The 19311-nt window shown below is 35.5% G+C and carries 19 protein-coding genes; 11 read left to right on the forward strand and 8 right to left on the reverse strand.

Features of this window, described 5'->3' with window-relative positions:
* Positions 1-30: 30 nt before the first annotated feature.
* The 4 genes from A6M14_RS08620 to A6M14_RS08635 form a co-directional block, all read right to left on the reverse strand.
* Positions 31-603: an NAD(P)/FAD-dependent oxidoreductase gene (locus A6M14_RS08620; protein WP_152874553.1), complete on the reverse strand. Its 573-nt coding sequence runs from the start codon at positions 601-603 to the stop codon at positions 31-33.
* Between the two features lie 150 nt (positions 604-753).
* Positions 754-1755, reverse strand: a complete 1002-nt coding sequence (locus tag A6M14_RS08625; RefSeq protein WP_152874554.1) for an LLM class flavin-dependent oxidoreductase — start codon at positions 1753-1755, stop codon at positions 754-756.
* Between the two features lie 166 nt (positions 1756-1921).
* Positions 1922-2419 (reverse strand): hypothetical protein, encoded by a 498-nt coding sequence (locus tag A6M14_RS08630; RefSeq protein WP_152874555.1) that lies wholly within the window; start codon positions 2417-2419, stop codon positions 1922-1924.
* A gap of 212 nt (positions 2420-2631) precedes the next feature.
* On the reverse strand, positions 2632-3060 hold the full coding sequence (locus A6M14_RS08635; RefSeq protein ID WP_152874556.1) for a glycine zipper domain-containing protein: 429 nt from the start codon (positions 3058-3060) through the stop codon (positions 2632-2634).
* Positions 3061-3377: 317 nt separating this feature from the next.
* Between A6M14_RS08635 and A6M14_RS08640 the strand changes: the two genes are divergently transcribed.
* The 3 genes from A6M14_RS08640 to prmC all read left to right on the forward strand — a co-directional run bounded on the left by A6M14_RS08640 (position 3378) and on the right by prmC (position 7304).
* A complete protein-coding gene (locus A6M14_RS08640) occupies positions 3378-5192 on the forward strand; it encodes an autotransporter outer membrane beta-barrel domain-containing protein (RefSeq protein WP_152874557.1) in 1815 nt (604 codons plus the stop codon).
* 204 nt (positions 5193-5396) lie between these two features.
* The gene (prfA, locus tag A6M14_RS08645; protein WP_152874558.1) at positions 5397-6485 is read left to right on the forward strand and encodes a peptide chain release factor 1; all 1089 of its coding nucleotides are present in this window, start codon (positions 5397-5399) and stop codon (positions 6483-6485) included.
* Positions 6486-7304, forward strand: coding sequence for a peptide chain release factor N(5)-glutamine methyltransferase (gene prmC, locus A6M14_RS08650; protein ID WP_152874559.1), 819 nt, complete (start codon positions 6486-6488; stop codon positions 7302-7304).
* A gap of 75 nt (positions 7305-7379) precedes the next feature.
* Here prmC and A6M14_RS08655 read toward each other — a convergent pair whose 3' ends face one another.
* Complete coding sequence (locus A6M14_RS08655) at positions 7380-7730, reverse strand: hypothetical protein (protein WP_152874560.1); 351 nt, start codon at positions 7728-7730, stop codon at positions 7380-7382.
* A gap of 353 nt (positions 7731-8083) precedes the next feature.
* Positions 8084-9268 carry a multidrug effflux MFS transporter gene (locus A6M14_RS08660; RefSeq protein WP_228720318.1) on the reverse strand — a complete coding sequence of 395 codons (1185 nt, stop codon included), beginning with the start codon at positions 9266-9268 and terminating at the stop codon, positions 8084-8086.
* A 71-nt stretch (positions 9269-9339) separates the two neighbouring features.
* Here A6M14_RS08660 and A6M14_RS08665 point away from each other — a divergent pair, with 71 nt between their 5' ends.
* The 7 genes from A6M14_RS08665 to A6M14_RS08695 all read left to right on the forward strand — a co-directional run bounded on the left by A6M14_RS08665 (position 9340) and on the right by A6M14_RS08695 (position 14358).
* Entirely contained in the window at positions 9340-9963 is a 624-nt protein-coding gene (locus A6M14_RS08665) for a TetR/AcrR family transcriptional regulator (protein WP_152874561.1), read from the forward strand.
* A 62-nt stretch (positions 9964-10025) separates the two neighbouring features.
* Positions 10026-10754 (forward strand): HesA/MoeB/ThiF family protein, encoded by a 729-nt coding sequence (locus A6M14_RS08670; protein ID WP_152874588.1) that lies wholly within the window; start codon positions 10026-10028, stop codon positions 10752-10754.
* 58 nt (positions 10755-10812) lie between these two features.
* Positions 10813-12111, forward strand: coding sequence for an ABC1 kinase family protein (locus A6M14_RS08675; protein ID WP_152874562.1), 1299 nt, complete (start codon positions 10813-10815; stop codon positions 12109-12111).
* A 31-nt stretch (positions 12112-12142) separates the two neighbouring features.
* Positions 12143-12523: a dihydroneopterin aldolase gene (folB, locus tag A6M14_RS08680; protein WP_152874563.1), complete on the forward strand. Its 381-nt coding sequence runs from the start codon at positions 12143-12145 to the stop codon at positions 12521-12523.
* Positions 12480-12911: a 2-amino-4-hydroxy-6-hydroxymethyldihydropteridine diphosphokinase gene (locus tag A6M14_RS08685; protein ID WP_152874564.1), complete on the forward strand. Its 432-nt coding sequence runs from the start codon at positions 12480-12482 to the stop codon at positions 12909-12911. The genes folB and A6M14_RS08685 overlap by 44 nt, the downstream gene beginning before the upstream one ends.
* A gap of 141 nt (positions 12912-13052) precedes the next feature.
* Positions 13053-13601, forward strand: coding sequence for an Ail/Lom family outer membrane beta-barrel protein (locus A6M14_RS08690; protein WP_152874565.1), 549 nt, complete (start codon positions 13053-13055; stop codon positions 13599-13601).
* Positions 13602-13812: 211 nt separating this feature from the next.
* Positions 13813-14358 carry an Ail/Lom family outer membrane beta-barrel protein gene (locus tag A6M14_RS08695; protein WP_152874566.1) on the forward strand — a complete coding sequence of 182 codons (546 nt, stop codon included), beginning with the start codon at positions 13813-13815 and terminating at the stop codon, positions 14356-14358.
* Positions 14359-14417: 59 nt separating this feature from the next.
* On the opposite strand, the gene coq7 is transcribed toward A6M14_RS08695, so the two are convergent.
* Complete coding sequence (gene coq7, locus A6M14_RS08700) at positions 14418-15053, reverse strand: 2-polyprenyl-3-methyl-6-methoxy-1,4-benzoquinone monooxygenase (RefSeq protein ID WP_152874567.1); 636 nt, start codon at positions 15051-15053, stop codon at positions 14418-14420.
* A 3-nt stretch (positions 15054-15056) separates the two neighbouring features.
* Positions 15057-16379 (reverse strand): MFS transporter, encoded by a 1323-nt coding sequence (locus A6M14_RS08705; protein ID WP_171522172.1) that lies wholly within the window; start codon positions 16377-16379, stop codon positions 15057-15059.
* Between the two features lie 174 nt (positions 16380-16553).
* Here A6M14_RS08705 and A6M14_RS08710 point away from each other — a divergent pair, with 174 nt between their 5' ends.
* Entirely contained in the window at positions 16554-19292 is a 2739-nt protein-coding gene (locus tag A6M14_RS08710) for an autotransporter assembly complex protein TamA (protein WP_152874569.1), read from the forward strand.
* Positions 19293-19311: the final 19 nt, after the last annotated feature.

Here is a 19311-nt window from a genome sequence, read left to right on the forward strand (position 1 = left end):
ATAAATAAAAGATTGTAAGTGATTAAAAAACTAGCATTTTTGTGTGAATGTCGTGATGATGATATCGGGAAAATAAGCCAATCTATCAATACTATGGATGGCAGAGGTTGAAACTTTTTGAATTGGCCAAGCATTTAAGCTGCAATTTTCACGCTGTAATGCTGCGTAATAACTATCCGATTTAAGAATGTTTTTGGGTAAATTTGCACTATTGGGTGTAAGTAAGCGTCTTAACCATGGGTCAATTACTTGAGACTCTAAAAAACGTAAAGACAAAAGGGCTTTAATTCTATTGCTAAATAAACGACGATTTTTAATCAGTAAAGGATGACTAATTAAGCGATGCAAGCCTTTATCTGTTTTAGGTAAAATATATTGTGGCGAAATTTGAAAAACTTTAATGTTTTTTGCAGCTAAGCAAATATTCTCTAAGTGCATCACAATAAATTGGTCTGTGCCAATAATTGCAACATTTAAATGTTCAAAGTTATGTTGTGTAATGACATCGGACGATATTATTTTTCCTTGAAATTCTGAGTAATCTTCCTTTAAGTTTTGAAAAGATGCGAATATTTCCCGTTGACTTTTAATGGCCATGATCATTCCCCAAGGATTTTTATTTTTTGAAATTTTAATTTTGAACAATATTTATACAGTTATTTTCTTTAATCGCAAATCACTTTTTTATTGTTATAAAGAAAATAAAAAACAAAGACCTATGGGTTTCCATAAGCCTTGTAGGGGAATCAATGATTATTGGTTTTTTAGATGAATAAGATGATCAAAATTTTCTAATCTTTTATCTGTGTCATAAATATCACAAGTAAAGATAAACTCATCAACATCGAATTGGCAAAGTAGCTTTTCTAAACCATTTTTAACGGTTTGTTGATCGCCAATTTGTGCCATTGCATAAAAATTATTAACCGCCATTTTATCTGCAGAAGACCATAATTCATCCATGCTTTTTACTGGGGCTTTGAGTTTCAAGCTCTGACCGCGCATGAGTCCAAGTACGCGTTGATACGCACTAGTCGCTAAATATTGAGCTTCTTCATTGCTATTTGCGACTACAGTTGGAACGCCCATAGAAACATAAGGTCGATCTAGATATTCAGAAGGTTGAAAGTTCTCACGATAAAGCTGAATCGCTTGACCTAACATGCGTGGAGCAAAATGTGAGGCAAATGAATAGGGAAGTCCTAAACGTGCAGCAAGTTGCGCGCTGAATAAGCTTGATCCTAAAAGCCAAACGGGGACATGTGTACTTTGACCTGGCGTGGCTACAATTTTTTGATTGGGTTGAGGATCTGCAAAATAGCTGAGAATTTCTAAAACATCTTGCGGAAATTGTTCTTCAGTTTCTTGGCGACCGCGTCTTAAAGCGCGCATGGTCACTTGATCTGTACCAGGTGCACGACCTAAACCAAGTTCAACACGGTTCGGATATAAAGTTGCTAGCGTACCAAACTGTTCTGCAACCACGAGTGGTGCATGATTTGGTAACATAATTCCGCCAGATCCGACTTTTAAGGTCTTGGTGTTGGCAAGAATATAACCCAATAAAACCGCAGTTGCTGAACTCGCAATACCATCCATATTGTGATGTTCTGCTAACCATAAACGGTCATAACCTAACTTTTCAGCATGTTGAGCAAGTTCTAAAGAATGTTGTAAAGAAAATTGCACAGATTGATCGTCGCGAACGGGGGCGAGTTCAAGAATAGAAAATTTAGTCTCTTGCAATGAACGCATGATGTATTCCGAAATTAAAAACTATTTTCATCATACGACTTGATTTTAAGTTTGTATATCGAAAAAAAACGATATATTGTTTATGCATCGGTAAAATATGTATATAAAAAGCATCCGAAGATGCTTTTTTAGATGAATAGCTAATTTGTACTAGATTCTGAAATAATTAGCGTTTGCCGTTTTTATACCAACCATTATGTCGTCCATTGTCATTACGGTGACCACGGTTGTTGTAGCGGTAATCATTATTTCGATAGTTGTTGTTGCGACGGTCGTATCGATCATCATAACGTCGATCTTCACTTACTTTTTTGCCTAAGACTGATCCGCCTGCGGAACCTGCTGCTGCACCAATGTATCCGCCATTACTTCCACCCATGCTATTACCTACGGTATATCCGCCAGCACCGCCTAAAGCGCCACCAATGATTGCACCATTACGGTCGCGTTTGCTTGAAGATGCTGCAGCACCTGCGCCACCACCAATAGCTGAACCAATCATTGCACCTGTTTGTCCACCCATTTTATTACCAATGGCTGCACCCACTAAACCGCCTAAACCAGAAGTCACAGCAACACGAGTACTATCACTTGCTTGTGCTGTAGTCATTGTTATTGCAGATGCTGTAATGATGCTAGCAATTAATATAGATTGAATTTTCATTTTTTAGCCCTAGCAAGGTATCTGTTGTTTATTGCATCTAATGTAGTTAAAGAGTGAGAATAAACGATGGAGAAAAAGCTCATTGCTTTGTTTCGATTGGTAAAAAATAAATGATATTTCCTCTATATTTCTTCATGATTATTCAGTGTTTATTAAGCAAAAAAAAGCACCCGAAGGTGCGAATGGAGTAAATCTATAACATTGAGGAATTATTAACGACGCTTACGGTTGTGTTTTTTCCATTTGCTATTTTTGCTGCTGGTGTATTGTTTATCTTTTGATACTTTATTACCTAAAGCAGCACCGCCTGCTGCACCAAGTGCAGAACCGATATATCCACCATTTGTACCGCCCATGCTTTTACCTACGGTATAACCAGCACCACCACCAACTGCACCACCAACTGCAGATGATGTGCGGTTGCGTTTATCACTTGCGACAGCTGCACCGCCAGCACCACCTAGGGCAGCACCAATCGTTGCGCCTGTATTGCCACCCATATTTTTACCAATTGCTGTTCCAGCAACACTTCCTAATGCACTTGCTGCTGCAACGCGAGTTGTGTTGTCTGCATGAGCGGTCATTGCAAACATTGAAGCTGTTGCAAGTGCTGTGCTTAATAGAATGGCATTCAGTTTCATGGTATCTCCGAATCCTTATGGATTTTAAATATTTATCTTGATCGCTAATTTATCAAAGGGTTTATTCCACAATGTGAAGAGATCCAAAGGCTTTTAAGTAGTTTGGTTTTTGCTTTGTTGCGCTTTGTTAATTAACACGTGAAAGGTGAAGTAAATATGAATGATGTGTTCAATGTTTCAGCATATGATTCATTTTTTCTGATGAGATAGTGTGAAAACGATTTTAAATTTGTGTTGAAAATGAATTTAATGATATTTTGTGATTAAATTTACAGATAAAACAGAATAATAAGTAGTACATCACAAAAGGAAGGGTAATGTTTTTCAATCATAAACAATGGATGTTTACATCATTAATTCTATGCAATGCAGTATATGTAAATGCATCTAACTTTAACGGTTCCGTAATATTTGGTGATAGCTTGAGTGATGGCGGAAATGTTGGACTTGCGACACTAGGTCAAGCAACTAAATTCACAACGAATCCAGGTATGACTACAGCAGAAATTGTGGCAGATCGTATTGGTCATCATACCACCGCATCATTATTGGGTGGTCAAAACTATGCGTGGGGTGGTGCAACTGTTTCAGATTTGGAAAAAAAGGTACCGAATTTACAACAACAACTCGGACAATATTTATCAAGCAATGGAGGACAGGCGAATGAAAATACCCTGTATCAAGTCTGGGGAGGGGGTAATGATATTTTTAATTTGGTTTCACAATTTCAAACAGGTTCTATAAATTTACAACAATTGCAATTATCTTTAATGGATACTTCAAATAAAGAAGTGTTGATTTTAGACAGTTTATATAATGCTGGTGCTCGTTATGTTGTTGTTTATAATTTACCCGATATGGGGTTAACACCAGATGCAAATGCTAGTGGTCCTATGGTTGCTGGATTTATGTCTCAACTTTCTAATTCTTATAATACTCAATTAAATGCTGAATTAGAGAAAATGAGTACAAAAGGTTTGAATATTGTACCTGTTAATGTATATGGTTTACTGGGTGAAATTAACCAAAATCCATATAACTATGGAATTATCAATAATATTTCGGATACAGCATGTGGTGGCAGTTCATTGGGTTGTACCGCGAATGGGCAAGGCTATATGTTTGCGGATGGTGTACATCCAACATCTGAAACCCATCAACTATTAGCACAAGTTGTTTTGTCTACATTAGCTGCCCCTCAACAAATGTCTTTGTTGGCAGAGCTTCCATTAATGGCACGAGATTCTCAGAAGCGTGTCATACGCCAAGAAATGTTAAAAGATATAAAGCGTGAAGATACACATGTATTTATTAATACGGACTATAATCATCAAAAAATTAAAGCAACACCATCTAATCCTGAATTAAGTACAAATGATGTGAATTTAAACGTGGGGCTAAATTATCGTTTAAGTTCACAAGTCTCGGGGGGAGTTGGTATCAGTTTGAATCAGCAAAAAGGTGATTTTGGTCATCAAATAGGATCTTATGATTTAAGATCTATCAATGGATTTTTATTTGGTATTTATAAAGAAAATAAAAATTATCTAAGTTCATATGCGAATGTTGGACGTTTAGACTACAAGGATATATCACGTCAAATTCAGATTGGTCCAATGCAAAGAGTACAAACTGCTGAAACCAAAGGTTCTCAATATGGTGTTGGTTTAGAATTTGGTCATGTGTTTGATGTGTATTCAAATATCAAAATTACACCATTTACTTCATTAGATTGGCAAAAAGTCAGAATAAATGGTTTTGAAGAAAAAGAAGCTGATAGTACTGCAATGTGGTTTGAGGATCAAAACAGAGAGTCCCTCACTTCAAGTTTAGGTGTTCGATTTCAAAGTGACTGGAAGTTAAATAACTACATATTATCACCTGCCTTAGAAGCATCATGGAGTCATGAATTTAAAGATGATGCTCTTGCCGTGAAAGCGGGCTTAAAAACAATGAATGGTAGTTTTGAAATGAGTGGCTATAAACCAGAAAAAGATTGGTTCAATGTGAATGTAGGACTCAATGCGCAATTAAGGAATAATTTTTCTTCATGGTTTATGGTGAATGCTAGATTAGCAAATCATTCACAAGAAAATATGGGACTTAGCATTGGACTGAAATATCTATTTTAGTTTGTATCTCAATTGATCTCCTTTCATTTTATAAAGAAGACTGAATATAAAGTTTTATTCAGTCATTAATTTCTTATACCCAATCTTATATACAAGTTAAATATGTCATTTACATCAAAGAATCGTTAAACTAGGCCCAATTTTTTATTATGCCGATCTTGTGGAAATACAAGGAATGGCTTTTATATTGAGATCTTTTTTAAAATGAAAGAATCGTTACGTTTACGATTAGATCAGCTTACTGACCGTCATGAAGAGTTGAATGCATTACTTGCAGATCTTGAAGTAATTTCAGATAACAAACGCTTTCGCCAATTATCACGTGAACATAGTGATTTATCTGAAATTACAGATGTTTGGAGAAAGTATAGACAAGCTGAGGAAGATATAGCGACTGCTGAAGCGATGTTATCTGATCCAGATTTTAAAGAAATGGCGCAAGAAGAAATTAAAGACAATAAAGCTTTAATTGAATCGCTTGAAGCTGATTTAAATATCTTGATGATTCCAAAAGATCCAAATGATGCAAACTCGGCATATTTGGAAGTACGTGCGGGAACGGGCGGTGACGAAGCGGCGATTTTCTCTGGCGATTTGTATCGTATGTATAGTAAATATGCAGAATCGCAAGGTTGGCGTTTAGAAATTCTATCGGAAAACCATGGTGAACATGGTGGCTATAAAGAAGTGATTTGCCTGATTAATGGCGATGGTGTTTATGGTCGTTTGAAATTCGAAAGTGGTGCGCATCGTGTACAACGTGTACCTGCAACAGAATCTCAAGGTCGTGTTCATACATCGGCATGTACGGTCGCAATTTTGCCTGAAATTGATGTAGATACATCGGTTGAAATTAACTCATCTGAATTACGTATTGATACGTATCGTGCTTCGGGTGCGGGTGGTCAGCATATTAACAAAACTGACTCTGCTGTTCGTATTACGCATCTTCCAACAGGTACAGTGGTTGAATGTCAGGATGAGCGTTCACAACATAAGAACAAAGCAAAAGCGATGGCGTTATTGGTGTCTCGTTTAGAAAATGCCAAACGTGCTGCTGCTGATGCTGCGACATCAGAAATGCGCCGTGACTTAGTTGGTTCGGGTGACCGTTCAGAGCGTATTCGTACTTATAATTATCCGCAAGGTCGTATGACAGATCATCGTATTAATTTAACTTTATATAAGTTAGATGCGGTGATGGAAGGTGATTTAACAGAACTTCTTGATAGTTTACACCGTGAATATCAAGCAGATCAGCTAGCAATGCTTGCACAGCAGAATGGTGGTTAATTGAATATTGGACAGGCATTAGCCTTACGTGGTGAAGCAGAAAGTTACGAACGCCAAGAAAATGCGTGGCTACTTGAACACATCACGAAAATAGATTCTTTTGACTTGATTATGAAAAAAGATCAAGTGTTAACTTCTGAGCAAGAAAAAGCATATAAAGATGGTTTGTCACGTGTTGAAGCAGGTGAGCCACTTGCTTATGTCACAGGCTCTCAACCTTTTTGGACTTTAGATTTAAAAGTAACGAAAGATACTTTAGTACCACGTCCAGATACGGAAGTTTTGGTTGAAACTGTTCTTAAACTGGATTTACCTGAAGATGCTCGTGTGGCAGATTTAGGCACAGGAACAGGTGCAATTGCATTATCACTTGCTTCTGAGCGTGCTGAATGGAAAATTATTGCTTCAGATATTTATGCGCCAACTTTAGAGGTAGCTGAGTTTAATGCAGAACAGCATGATATTGAAAATGTTGAGTTTGTATTGGGTTCGTGGCTAAAACCTTTGGGTCGTCAGTTTTTTGATGTAATTGCATCGAATCCACCTTATATTGATGCCAATGATGTGCATATGAAGGATTTGGCAACAGAACCTGAACGTGCTTTAGTTTCAGCAAAAAATGGTTTGGCGGATATTGAAGAGATTATTGTTCAAGCGAAAAAGCATTTAACTGTCAATGGTTGGGTGGTACTTGAGCATGGTTATGACCAAGCAGATGCAGTGCAACATTTGTTTAGACAAGCAGGTTATAAGCAAGTTCGTACGGTAAAAGATTATGGCGGCAATGATCGTGTGACTTTAGGTTGTTGGATGCATTAATTTGTTTTAATCATCAAATTTTATTTCCAATAAAAAAGCGACTTTTAAAGTCGCTTTTTTATGTGCTATGGAAAATTACATTGGGTAATCTTTTAAGCTATCAAAAACATTTACTTTTGAAAAAGCATCTGTTTCCATTGCTAAATAATAAGTCGCAATTTTAGCTGTGCTTTTTAAGTGAGTTTTTGTTAAAGCATCACCTGCAAGTAAAGCTTGAATTTCATTTTTTTGTAAATCTAAAGCAAGGGCAGTTTCTTGTGCTTGAGGTTGTGCAAAGAAATTCGCAATCATCGATTTAAGATCATTTTCAGATGTATTTTGAATATATTGATGTAACTGATCTTCAATATGATCTGCTTTAGAAAAGAAAAATTGAGCAAAGTTTTGAACAAGGTTTTGTTCGAATAAATCAATCATCTTAGACATGGGAGTACCTCTAGGGTAAGGTGATTTATAAAAAATCGGGTTAAGCAAATGCTTTAAGTTGATTGAAAATTAACCTATTTTGCGTGTATATACAAGGAAGATAAGATGAACGCTCAGTTCATTAAAAAATACAAATTTGTATGGTAATTAAACTTATTTTACTTTTTGTAATTACAATTATATGGAATAATCAGAATTTTCAATTAAATGTAATTACTTTGTGTGTTGTTTTGGTGTGGTTAAATTAAAACAATATCTTTAGATTTTACTTCATTAAAAATAAAAGCCGTGATTCATAATGGGTAATCACGGCTTGCATCTTATTTTAAAGCGAGGCTCGTTTCGAGTTTATGTTATAGCTTTTTCGGGAATATCAATAAGCACATTAAAGCTGAAACTAAAGCACAAATAGTCATAATACTAATGAGCCCAATACTGCCAGAAGAAACAAATGAGCCTGTAACTGCTGTAATAATTGCGCCAAAACAAAATTGCATAGAACCTAATAATGCTGAAGCTGTTCCTGCTAATTTATGCTGATACATTAATGACAGTTGGCTACCTGTAGGCATAATAAATCCAAGGAGTGCAACTGCAATAAACATACCTATACAAAGTACAACTAAGTGATTCAATCCCATTAAGAAACATGCAAGTAAAATTGCAATCACCACAAAAAAGCCAATATTAATGATTTTATAAGCTTTTAATGGACCAAATTTTTCATGCAATTTAGGATTTAAAATTGCCGCAGCAATTAAGCCAAATGCATTAATCGCAAAAATAAGACTAAATTGGGTAGAAGAAAGTTGATATTCACTAATGAATACACTTGCAGAGCCTGCGATATAAGCAAAAAAACCTGCTTGTGCGATACAAAGTGTTAAAGCAAAAATAATAAATTTACGGTTTGTGATGATGTTTAAATAATGATGAAAAGTTTGTGATAATTTAAATGTTGCTCGATCTTCTACTTTACGCGTTTCAGGCAAAAGCGCAAAAACCAAAATCATCACGATAGAAGAATAGACTGCTAAAAAGAAGAAAATGTTGCGCCATGAACCTAAGGCTTGTAAACCATCACCAATGAGTGGTGCAGCAACAGGAGATAATCCTAAAATTGCCAAAACCATCGACATCATTTTACCCATTTCAGGACCTTGAAATTGGTCTTTAATAATGGCAAAGGCAATGACCATCCCAATTGATCCACCTAAACCTTGAACAAAACGAAGGGTTTGAAGTTGTTGAACCGTTTGAGAAAAAGCACATGCAATTGAAGCAAGTACAAAAATAGATAAACCTAAGTAAATGAGTGGTTTTCGACCAAATTTGTCAGATAATGGTCCATAAACCAATTGACCAAGCATCAAGCCTACAAAAAAAGTCATTAAGCTGAGTTGAACAGCACCTTCGCTACTTCCTAAAGATGTTGCCATAGCAGGAATACTAGGAAGATACATATCGATTCCCATAGGACCGATTGCCGCGAGTAATGCAATAAGAATAGGCATTGCACGGTTAGATGATGCTGTCATAATTACCTGATGATTTTTTTTGAGTGGCGCATTATGAAACTTATGGGTTTCTTAAGTCAAGAGTTGAAGATATGGCTAAATTAGGTCGTCCATTGGCGATGAAAGTTGAAGATCGCCGTAAGGAAATCTTTAATATTGCTGAACAGCTTTTTGGTGAAAAAGGTTTTGAAAATGTCACGATGTCTGAAATTGCATCTGAAACGGGGATGTCTAAAAAAACCTTATATGTCTATTTTAAGGATAAAAAAGAACTGCTTAAAGACTTGATTCTATCTTCTTATATTTGGGAAGAAAGTGCATTACCTGAGCAAAATTTATCTGCAATTCAGCTTTTAAAATATCGGTTAAAAGTGTGTGCAGAACATGTGTTATCAGATCGTCATATTAAATTATGCCGTTTGGCAATTTCTGAAAGCATTGGTATAGAAGGTTTAAGTGATACATTTTATGAAATTGGTATTTCTAAAAGTCGTGATCACTTAATTGAAGCCATTCAAAAAATTGAAAAAAATCACTACAAGATTCATCTCTCTGCTGAAATTCTGGCAGATATGTTATTTGGTGCTTCAATTGCCAAACCATTTATAGATACTTTAATGGTGGGTGAGAAAATTAATTTTGATGAAATATTTATAAAAATAGAACAGACTTTAGATGCTTTATTTGTATCATCTTCCACAAACTTGGCTGGGTAATTATTTTGACACAAGTATTAGACAACAACTTAGATACAGACTTAGAACTTTCTGATGCAGAAATGCATTTATATTCACGCCAAATTTTACTTGATGGTTGGGATATTGAAGCGCAAGAAAAGTTAAAACTTGCGAATGTTTTAATTGTGGGATGTGGTGGTATTGGCTGTACAACAGCAGAATTATTGGCACGTGCAGGTGTTGGGAAAATTACACTTATTGATGCAGATACTGTGGAAATGAGTAATTTACAACGCCAAATTGCTTATACGGTTCAAGATGTTGGTTTTTATAAAGCAGAAGTATTGGCTAAAAGATTAAAATCAATTAATCCACATATAGATGTCATTATAAAAGTGGAAAAATTAGATGAATCGAATGTAGATGAATTGATTGTTCAACAAGACTTAGTTTTAGATGGTTGTGATAATTTCACCACACGTTATTTAGTCAATGAATCTGTTAAAAAGCACAATGTTGCATTAATTAGCGCTTCTGCGATTGGCTTTCAAGGTCAAATGTTTATGGTGGAAGGAGATTCAGCATGTTATGAATGCCTTTTCCCAAAAGAAGATCATATCAATGAAAGCCTTAGATGTGCAGATTCTGGGGTATTGGCAACCACGCCAAATGTCATGGCAAGTTTGCAGGCACATCATGCCTTATTATATTTGGGTTTGGCTTTAACGCCTTTAAAGCAAAAGCTCTTGCTTTGGGATGGTTTAAGCATGAAACAACGCATTGTTAATTTCCAAATTGATACGAATTGTTCTCTTTGTCAGGCAATATAATCCTGCAAAACCTTAAAATTTTGCTACACTCGGTGCAATTATTTTTTCCTAAGACATTATGAAAAAGAAAATTTGGTTAGATGGACTTAAGTCAGTTGCTCGTATGGGTGAAACTGCGGTTGTTGCTGCAAAAGCAGGCATTAAATATGCAACTGAAAAACCAAGTAACGCAAAACTTATGCGTGAAACTTTTGAATCACTCGGTTCAACTTATATTAAGCTTGGTCAATTTATTGCCAGTACGCCATCGTTATTTCCACGTGAATATGTCGAAGAATTTCAAGGCTGTTTAGATCAAACACCAAAATTGCCCTTTAGCTATATTGAAAGTGTTTTAGCATCTGAATTTGCAGGGCGAGATTTAGGTGAAATTTTTGCATCTATTGATGAAACACCGCTTGCATCTGCTTCAATTGCACAGGTTCATGCTGCTAAATTAGTTAGTGGCGAAGATGTTGTCATTAAAGTGCAAAAACCTGGTGTAGAAACCATCCTTTATACAGATTTAAATGTCTTACATTGGTCTGCAAAAGTACTTGAAAAAGTCGTTCCAAAAGTAAAATTTGCATCATTAGCCGATATTGTCGAAGAAATTAAAAACCGTATGGTTCGTGAAGTCGACTTTATTGAAGAAGCAAAAAATATTGATGATTTTGTACAGTATTTAGAAATCACACAAAATAAAGCAGCCACAGCACCCAAAGTTTATCATCAATATTCAACACGTCGTGTTCTGACCATGCAACGCTTTTTTGGCGTGCCGTTAACAGACTTCAATGTGGTAAAAAAACTATCTAAAGATCCATCTCAAGTGCTTATTACAGCTATGAATACTTGGTTTGGTAGTTTAATGATGTGTAATAGTTTCCATGCAGATTTACATGCAGGAAACCTTATGTTGCTTGAAGATGGTCGCGTTGGCTTTATCGATTTTGGTATTGTAGGTCAGTTAAAACCTGAAGTTTGGACAGCATGTATTGCATTTATGGATGCGCTGCAAAAAACAGATTTTCCATTAATGGCTGAAAATATGCTGAAAATGGGCATGACTGATCGTGAAATTGATACCAAAGTTTTGACGGAAGATTTAGAACGCCTATTTAGCGGCGTTTTACTTGCAGATCCACAAGAGATTTTGTCGTCAAATCCTGCCGATTTAAACGATATCATGATGGATATGGTCGCAGTGGGTGAGCGTCATGGTATTCGATTCCCACGTGATTTTGCATTACTCTTTAAGCAAATGCTGTATTTTGATCGCTTTATGCGCATTCTAGCACCATATACCGATATTTATGCAGACCAACGTTTGCAGATGGTGCAAACTATAGATCCAAATCTTTTATTAAAACATTAATAAAGATCTACTTTTAGAACAAGGTTGAGTTATGGATGCAATCATCATTGAAGGCTTAAAAGTTGATACGGTTGTTGGATGTTTCAATTGGGAACGTCAAATTATTCAACCTTTAATGTTAGATTTGACCTTGCAAACAAATCTTGAACAAGCTTCAAATTCCGATGAACTTGAAGATACAATGAACTATGCCGAAATTTGTGAAATATCGGCAAAAGTCATTCAAGATGCTCAACCAAAATTGATTGAACATGCTGCAAAACTCGTGATAAATGCTTTATTTACAGAGTTCTTAGCAATTGAATCAATTATCATCACGATCCGTAAGCCTGCCATTATCCCGCAAGCAAATTCTGTAGGAATTCGTCTTGAACGACACCGAAACGATTTTCGCGCTAGCACTAGCGAGTAATTTCGAGCCTGAATCTAATTTTGAAAAAGCCTATAAAAGAATCCAATCTTTGGGTAATGTGCAGTTTTCAAATATATATTTAATTCCATGTCGTGATGGCATTGGTGAAGATTATTGGAATTCTGCATGTATTTTAAAGAGTAGTCTTTCTGTTGACGAATTATTACTCATTGTAAAAAATATGGAGTCTGAGGCAGGGAGAGTACGCCCATCCCATCAGATTTCACTAGATATAGACCTAATTGCATGGGGATGTCACATAAATGAAATGCAATTTAATCCTAAAAAAATGCCATTGGCTTTAGATGTGAAAATTCCTTTATCTGAGATATTGAGTCATAAGTTATTAATTAGTAATGGAATAAAATTTAATGTTGTAAATGTATAAATTAAAAAAAATTGAATGCTTATTAATTGAAAAGTGTGATGTATTTCTCATATTTTGCTTATTGGGTTAAGATTTGTCCATATTTTATTCGCTCTATTTATGGCTAAAAATATCTACCCTTAATTGAATATGGAAAATAGTATGTTAAACAAAACATTAAAATATAGCCTATTGTTGGCTACTGCTGCTTTATCATCAACGGCATTTGCTGAAAGCACAGTGTCTGTAGGCTATGCTTATTCTAAAATAGAAGATGTAAAGCTTAAGGGTGTAAATGCTCAGTATCGTTATGAATGGGATTCTCCTGTAAATCTTGTTGTTTCAGCTTCATATCTAAAGGGTGATAATAAATTATCATATACTGATGGTTATGATATGTATCATGATGAATATAATGTTAAACAGTTTTCATTATTGGCAGGTCCAGAATACAAGATTAATGATTTCTTAGGTGTTTATGCCCTTGCAGGTTTTGCACATTCTAAAATTGAAGGTCAACAGACGTGGGTAAATAGTACAGGTCATACAAAGGATTTTAATGATTCTTTAAAAGAAACTAATTTTGCTTATGGTGTGGGTGTAAAAATTAATCCAATAGATAATGTATCTGTGAACTTAGGGTATGAAGGTACCAAGGTTGACGGAGCTAAAGCAAAAGGCTTTAACATTGGTGTTGGTTACCGTTTTTAATTTTAAAGATTGCTAAAAAAAGGCTCAGAATTCTGAGCCTTTTTTGTTTAGTGTAAAAATTTACAATCTGATTATTAAATAAAATATGCAAAATTTTTAAAAACTTGAAATGTGACACATTAGTTATATATTTAAAAATGTGTTGTAGAATATGCATTAATCGATTCATCCTGATCGACATTACGAATACTAAAAATCGGAACTTAATATTATGAATAAATACTTAAAATATTCTTTATTAATAGCTATGACTGCTTCTTCATATACATTTGCTGATAATCACTCTTTTAGTTTGGGATATGCTCAAAGTAAAATTAGCGATTTAGATTTAAAAGGTGTAAATGCTCAATACCGTTACGAGTGGAACTCACCTTTTAGTTTAATTTCTTCTGTTTCTTATTTAAAAGGTGATGTATCAGAGCAAGATGGCCTAGATGTATATAAGACTGATGTCAAATATTTTACATATATGATGGGACCAGCTTATCGTTTTAATAATTATGTAAGTATTTATGCGACTACAGGTATTTCTAATATTAAACTTAAGAGTACTGATTTTACCATAGGTGGGACTACAGAGCCTGCAGACCCTACAAAAACGTCTAAGACAGAATTAGCTTATGGTGCAGGATTGATTGTAAATCCAACGCGTAACTTCACTGTTAATTTAGGTTATGAAGGTACAAATTTGAAATTTGCTGATGAGCTGCGTATTAAAGTTAATGGTTGGAATGCAAGTATTGGCTATCGTTTCTAATTATGAATTAAAAGGCTCAGAATTCTGAGCCTTTTTTGTTTTTTGTGAATCAAACAGTCTTAAATGTAATAACTTGTTTTGGTCATTAATTTGGAAATGCCTGTCATCGCAATACGTACAGGTAAAGGTAAATCTACACCGCCTGCATTTAATGCGGTATCTCGATGTTGCAATTCATCTTCGTTCATTTGCGTTAATATTTTACGTGAGCGTTCATCTTGGGATGGTAATTGGTTGATATGATCAATTAAATGCAAGCTCACTTGACGTTCAGTTTCAGCAACAAAACCAAGACTGTATTTATCTCCAGCAATACCTGCTAATGCACCCATACCAAAAGAAAGGCTATACCAAACAGGGTTAAATAAGCTGGTATGGCTGTCTAATTCTTTTAAACGATCTTCACACCATGCTAGATGATCTTGTTCTTCAATTGCTGCATGTTCCATTTCTCGACGTACGTTGGGTAACTTTGCTGTTAAAGCTTGACCGTGATACAAAGCTTGCGCACATACTTCACCGCTATGATTGACACGCATTAGTCCTGCAACATGGCGTGCTTCGCTTACAGCAAGTTGAGTATCGACTTCATTTGCAGGATTTTCACGGTGTGCAGATGTTGCACCTGGTACTAAGCTGCGTAAAGCTTGATCGAATGAATTGATAAGCTTATCGATACCTGTAAATTGACGCATGAATTAATCCTCCAACGAGAGCTGTGCCGTTTTGAGTAATGGCTTTAGTCTAAATAATAGCCAAACTGTAAATATTGCGCTTAAAGTTGCTGTAATACAGAATAGTACTTTCATATCTATTTTTAAGATACTTAATACAATAATAGAAAATATAGCAGAACTGACCATAAAAATTGCGTTTAATATGTTGTTTGCTGCAACTACTCGAGCACGATGTGATCGGGGTGAATAGGCTTGCATCATGGCATAAAGCGGCACAATGTAAAAACCACCACTAATACCCAATAAAGTAATAGCAATCATCACGTGATAATAGCTTGCACCTTGTTGGAAAACTTCACTCAGTGTAAGAAGTTCACCTGTATGTGTAGGTACAAAAGATATGCTCATTGCTAAATAATAAGCAAAAATAGTTAAACCGATAGCACCAATAGGAACCATCTTAATATTTACTTCAGAACCGCCAATTTTTCTACAAAGTAGCGAACCAACACCAATTCCCACAGAGAAGAAAGTCAGTAAAAGGCTCACTACGTTTTCATTGCCATAAAGATATTCTTGTGTGAGTTGTGGAATTTGAGTGAGATAGGTTGCCCCATAAAACCAATACCAAGAATTTCCTAAAAGAATGGTAAAAATAAGAGGGAGGCTTTTAGCATATTTAAGTGTTTGAAAACTGGTTCTGAAAAAATTCCAATCGACTTGAATGTTATTTGTTGTTACTTTCTGTTTCAGGATAAATGTACTAGAGATATAACCTAAAATTGCAATGATCAGGACTGTCGCGCTAATCCATACTAAATTTCCTTGCGATAAGGAAATAACAGCACCGCCTAAAATCATCCCAATTAAAATTGCCATAGACGTGCCAGATTGAAATAAGGCATTTCCTGACATAAGTTCATTGGGTTTTAAAATTTCAGGCAAAATTGCGTATTTAATTGGGCCAAAAAATGTTGAATGTGTACCCATTAAAAATAATGCAAGTAATAACAGCCATAAATTTCCAATGAGGAAACCTGCTGTGGCAAGAATCATAATGAAAATTTCAGCTGCTTTTAAATAACGTACGAGTTGTGATCTTTCATATTTGTCTGCAATTTGTCCTGCTGTTGCAGAAAAAATAAAGTAAGGCAAAATAAATAAAAGTGCTGCAAAATTATTCAGTGTGCTTACATCTGCAGTTTGTTGTTGGATCCATCCGTAGGTAATGACCAATAAAAGAGCTTGTTTATAAACGTTATCGTTTAATGCACCAAAAAATTGCGTGATAAACATCGGTAAGAAGCGACGTGTACCGAGTAGATGTTCTTTGTTGTCCATAATATTGGCACTTATTTAAAAGTTTTATTAAGAAATGTGAGCGATGTCTATAATACTATAAAATTCATGTATGATATTTTAAGTCTATTATGTATTGAAAGTCATATAGTATTTCTACTCGTGTGATAATATTTACAAAGACTTCATATTAAAAATATTAAATTGGTTCGTAGTTTTATGCCTGAAAATTTAAAGTTTAAAAAATCGACATTGTGTTTAAGTATTCATTCCATTTCAGGAAGAATCAATCATAAGCATATATGTATGGGCTTTTTTTTAAGTTTCATGGCACAGCATGGATTTGCTGAGGTTCAGGCTAAGCCAAATTTAAGCCCAATTGAATTGCCTATAGAATATCAAGAAGAAATAAAAGCAAATGCGCTTAAGGCAAATAATGCGATAAAACAGAAACCCAATAAAAATTTGTACGCTATTGATGAAGATTTTGACAGCTATCAGATGCTTCAGAATCAAGTTTCATCACCAGCTCCAGTCGAAGAATTTGCACCGATTGATATTGATGACTTAGAAAATTTACCTGAGATTTCAGCAGATGATCAGATGGTGAATGACATCTTTAAAGTTGCGGAGCAGGCAAAGCAAGATGCTGAGAAAAATCGAGCTGAACAATCTAAAGAAATTTTAGTGAATGATGCAACACAGCAAGAATTGGCAGAAATTAATCAAGCGCCAATTAATGTTGATGGCTTAATGGAAAGTATTCGTTCAGACAGCAAAATTATTGTAGAAGCGAATGAAAGCGGACGGACTTTAAGTGCGCTTAATTTAGATTCTGAAACTGTTGAACCAGAAAAAGTAGGTTTCTTTAAAAAACTTTATTATAAAGTTAGACCTCAACAAGTTGTAAATGCACAAGTGATTGAGCGTATTAGCGCAGATGTTGTGGTTGCAGATGGTAGTTTAGACACATTTACAAATAAAGAAAAATTAGCCGTTACCGCATTAAAAGCAAATGTAAAAGCCAAACTATCTAGTTATACGGTAGAGGCATTTGAAGATTTTATTTCTGCAACATCACAACTCAGAAGCTTATCTAATCAAGCAGCTCAAGCTGTTGGTTTTTATAATGCAGAGTTTAAGTTTGAAAAAGTTGGCAGTGGAAAAGTTAAAGTTTTAGTTGTGCCGAATAAACCTGTGCTTGTGAAAAGTAATACGGTTGAATTTAGTGGTGCAGGTGAAAATCAGGCTCAATTTCAGGTCATTGGAATTTTGCCAGATCTTGCTGAAGATGATGTTTTTAATCATGGTTTATATGACAAAACCAAACAAAGAATTACAGATGCAGCAACCAATAATGGTTATTTTGATGCATATTGGCGCATGCATGACGTTAAAGTTTCGCAGCCACAAGATACAGCAGATATTAATTTAAAATATGAAACAGGTGACCGATATAAATTAGGTGCTGTTGAATTCCGAATGAGTGATCCTAATAAGGAATTCCCTCTAGACCGAGATATTTTAGAAAAATTAGTGCCTTGGACAGACGGTCAAGATTATGCATTTTGGCGTGTCAATACATTGGCAAATAACTTAACCAACTCGCGTTATTTTAACTACACATTGGTTGATGCTGCACGTCCAGATCCAATTGAAAAGAAATTAGAATATGCACCAGATCTTCAAGCCCTAATAGATTTAGATAATTTGGCAAATGGTACTACTTCTAGCGAACCTCAGCAAAAGCAAGTTTCGGCAGCATCTTCAGTTGAAGTGACGCAGAATGTAGTGAATGAAGATCAGTTTGCAGGTTCGGGTGTTGAAGAAAGCAACAGTAAAGTTAAAAAATTACAAATACAGCAAGAAACCAAAGAACAAGAAACTGAACGCCTAAAAGCACAAGCGCGTGAAAATAAAAAAGTGCCTGTCATTGTGACTTTAAATGCAGATAAGTTAAATAATGCCGAGCTTGGTTTAGGTTATGGTACAGATACAGGTGTGCGTTTACGTAGTCAATATCGCCGTGCAATTGTGAACAAACGTGGTCATTCATTTGATGCAAACTTCGAATTATCACAAAAACGTCAATCTATTGATGGTCGATATAACATTCCTTATAACCATCCTTTGAATGATTATATTTCTTTGGTCGGTGGTTACGAACGTGAAGAACGTAAAGATATTTCCGATACAGGTGGATTACTTATTGAATCTGCTGTTTTAGGTGCAGACCGAGTGATTAAAAACCCGCGCGGAAGTTGGCAACATGTGATGGGTGTGCGTTATCGTTTAGATCGTTTAACAGGACAAGGTGTCTTTGATGTTAATGATATTCCTGATAGTTTCTTAGGGACAGGAAATACAGAACAAGAATCTTTATTATTTGGTTATGAAATATCTCGTACAGATTCAGATAAACGCGTAAATCCATCTCGTGGATTTAAACAAACCTATAAAATTGAAGTTGGTAGTGAGAATCTCATGACCGATGTCAATATGGCAATTGCTAATGCTTCATGGCGTTTTATTTATTCAGTGGGTGATAATTTTGATCATCAATTTGTCGGTCGTGCTGACTTAGGTTATATCTTTACAGATGATTTTAGCCGTGTACCGTATAATTTACGGTATGTCACTGGTGGTGATCAAACCATGCGTGGTTTTGACTATAAGAGCCTTTCACCAAGAGAAGACGGATTTAAAGTCGGTGGTCAGGCGCTTGCTGTTGGTTCTTTAGAATATAACTATCAATTCTCTGAAGGATGGCGCGCTGCGGTATTTACAGATTTTGGTAATGCCTATGATGCAGATTTTAAAACGCCTGCGGCTTATAGCGCGGGTGTAGGTATTCGTTGGGCATCTCCAATTGGTCCAATTCGTTTAGATGTCGCAAGTGGTTTATCGGATGAAAGTAAACCCATTCGTTTACATTTCTTTATTGGTTCACAACTATAATTTAATACTAGAGAAGATT

This window comes from Acinetobacter portensis (assembly GCF_009372215.1).
Lineage (GTDB): Bacteria > Pseudomonadota > Gammaproteobacteria > Pseudomonadales > Moraxellaceae > Acinetobacter > Acinetobacter portensis.

What these genes read in the sequence shown, in the direction of transcription:
- A6M14_RS08675 (WP_152874562.1), top strand. Translation starts at nt 10,813, where the DNA reads ATGAAAAAGAAAATTTGGTTAGATGGACTTAAGTCAGTTGCTCGTATG.
- prfA (WP_152874558.1), top strand. Translation starts at nt 5,397, where the DNA reads ATGAAAGAATCGTTACGTTTACGATTAGATCAGCTTACTGACCGTCAT.
- A6M14_RS08710 (WP_152874569.1), top strand. Translation starts at nt 16,554, where the DNA reads ATGCCTGAAAATTTAAAGTTTAAAAAATCGACATTGTGTTTAAGTATT.
- A6M14_RS08630 (WP_152874555.1), bottom strand. Translation starts at nt 2,419, where the DNA reads ATGAAAATTCAATCTATATTAATTGCTAGCATCATTACAGCATCTGCA.
- A6M14_RS08670 (WP_152874588.1), top strand. Translation starts at nt 10,026, where the DNA reads ATGCATTTATATTCACGCCAAATTTTACTTGATGGTTGGGATATTGAA.
- A6M14_RS08620 (WP_152874553.1), bottom strand. Translation starts at nt 603, where the DNA reads ATGATCATGGCCATTAAAAGTCAACGGGAAATATTCGCATCTTTTCAA.
- A6M14_RS08625 (WP_152874554.1), bottom strand. Translation starts at nt 1,755, where the DNA reads ATGCGTTCATTGCAAGAGACTAAATTTTCTATTCTTGAACTCGCCCCC.
- A6M14_RS08640 (WP_152874557.1), top strand. Translation starts at nt 3,378, where the DNA reads ATGTTTTTCAATCATAAACAATGGATGTTTACATCATTAATTCTATGC.
- A6M14_RS08665 (WP_152874561.1), top strand. Translation starts at nt 9,340, where the DNA reads ATGGCTAAATTAGGTCGTCCATTGGCGATGAAAGTTGAAGATCGCCGT.
- folB (WP_152874563.1), top strand. Translation starts at nt 12,143, where the DNA reads ATGGATGCAATCATCATTGAAGGCTTAAAAGTTGATACGGTTGTTGGA.
- coq7 (WP_152874567.1), bottom strand. Translation starts at nt 15,053, where the DNA reads ATGCGTCAATTTACAGGTATCGATAAGCTTATCAATTCATTCGATCAA.
- A6M14_RS08655 (WP_152874560.1), bottom strand. Translation starts at nt 7,730, where the DNA reads ATGTCTAAGATGATTGATTTATTCGAACAAAACCTTGTTCAAAACTTT.
- A6M14_RS08635 (WP_152874556.1), bottom strand. Translation starts at nt 3,060, where the DNA reads ATGAAACTGAATGCCATTCTATTAAGCACAGCACTTGCAACAGCTTCA.
- A6M14_RS08695 (WP_152874566.1), top strand. Translation starts at nt 13,813, where the DNA reads ATGAATAAATACTTAAAATATTCTTTATTAATAGCTATGACTGCTTCT.
- A6M14_RS08690 (WP_152874565.1), top strand. Translation starts at nt 13,053, where the DNA reads ATGTTAAACAAAACATTAAAATATAGCCTATTGTTGGCTACTGCTGCT.
- A6M14_RS08660 (WP_228720318.1), bottom strand. Translation starts at nt 9,268, where the DNA reads ATGACAGCATCATCTAACCGTGCAATGCCTATTCTTATTGCATTACTC.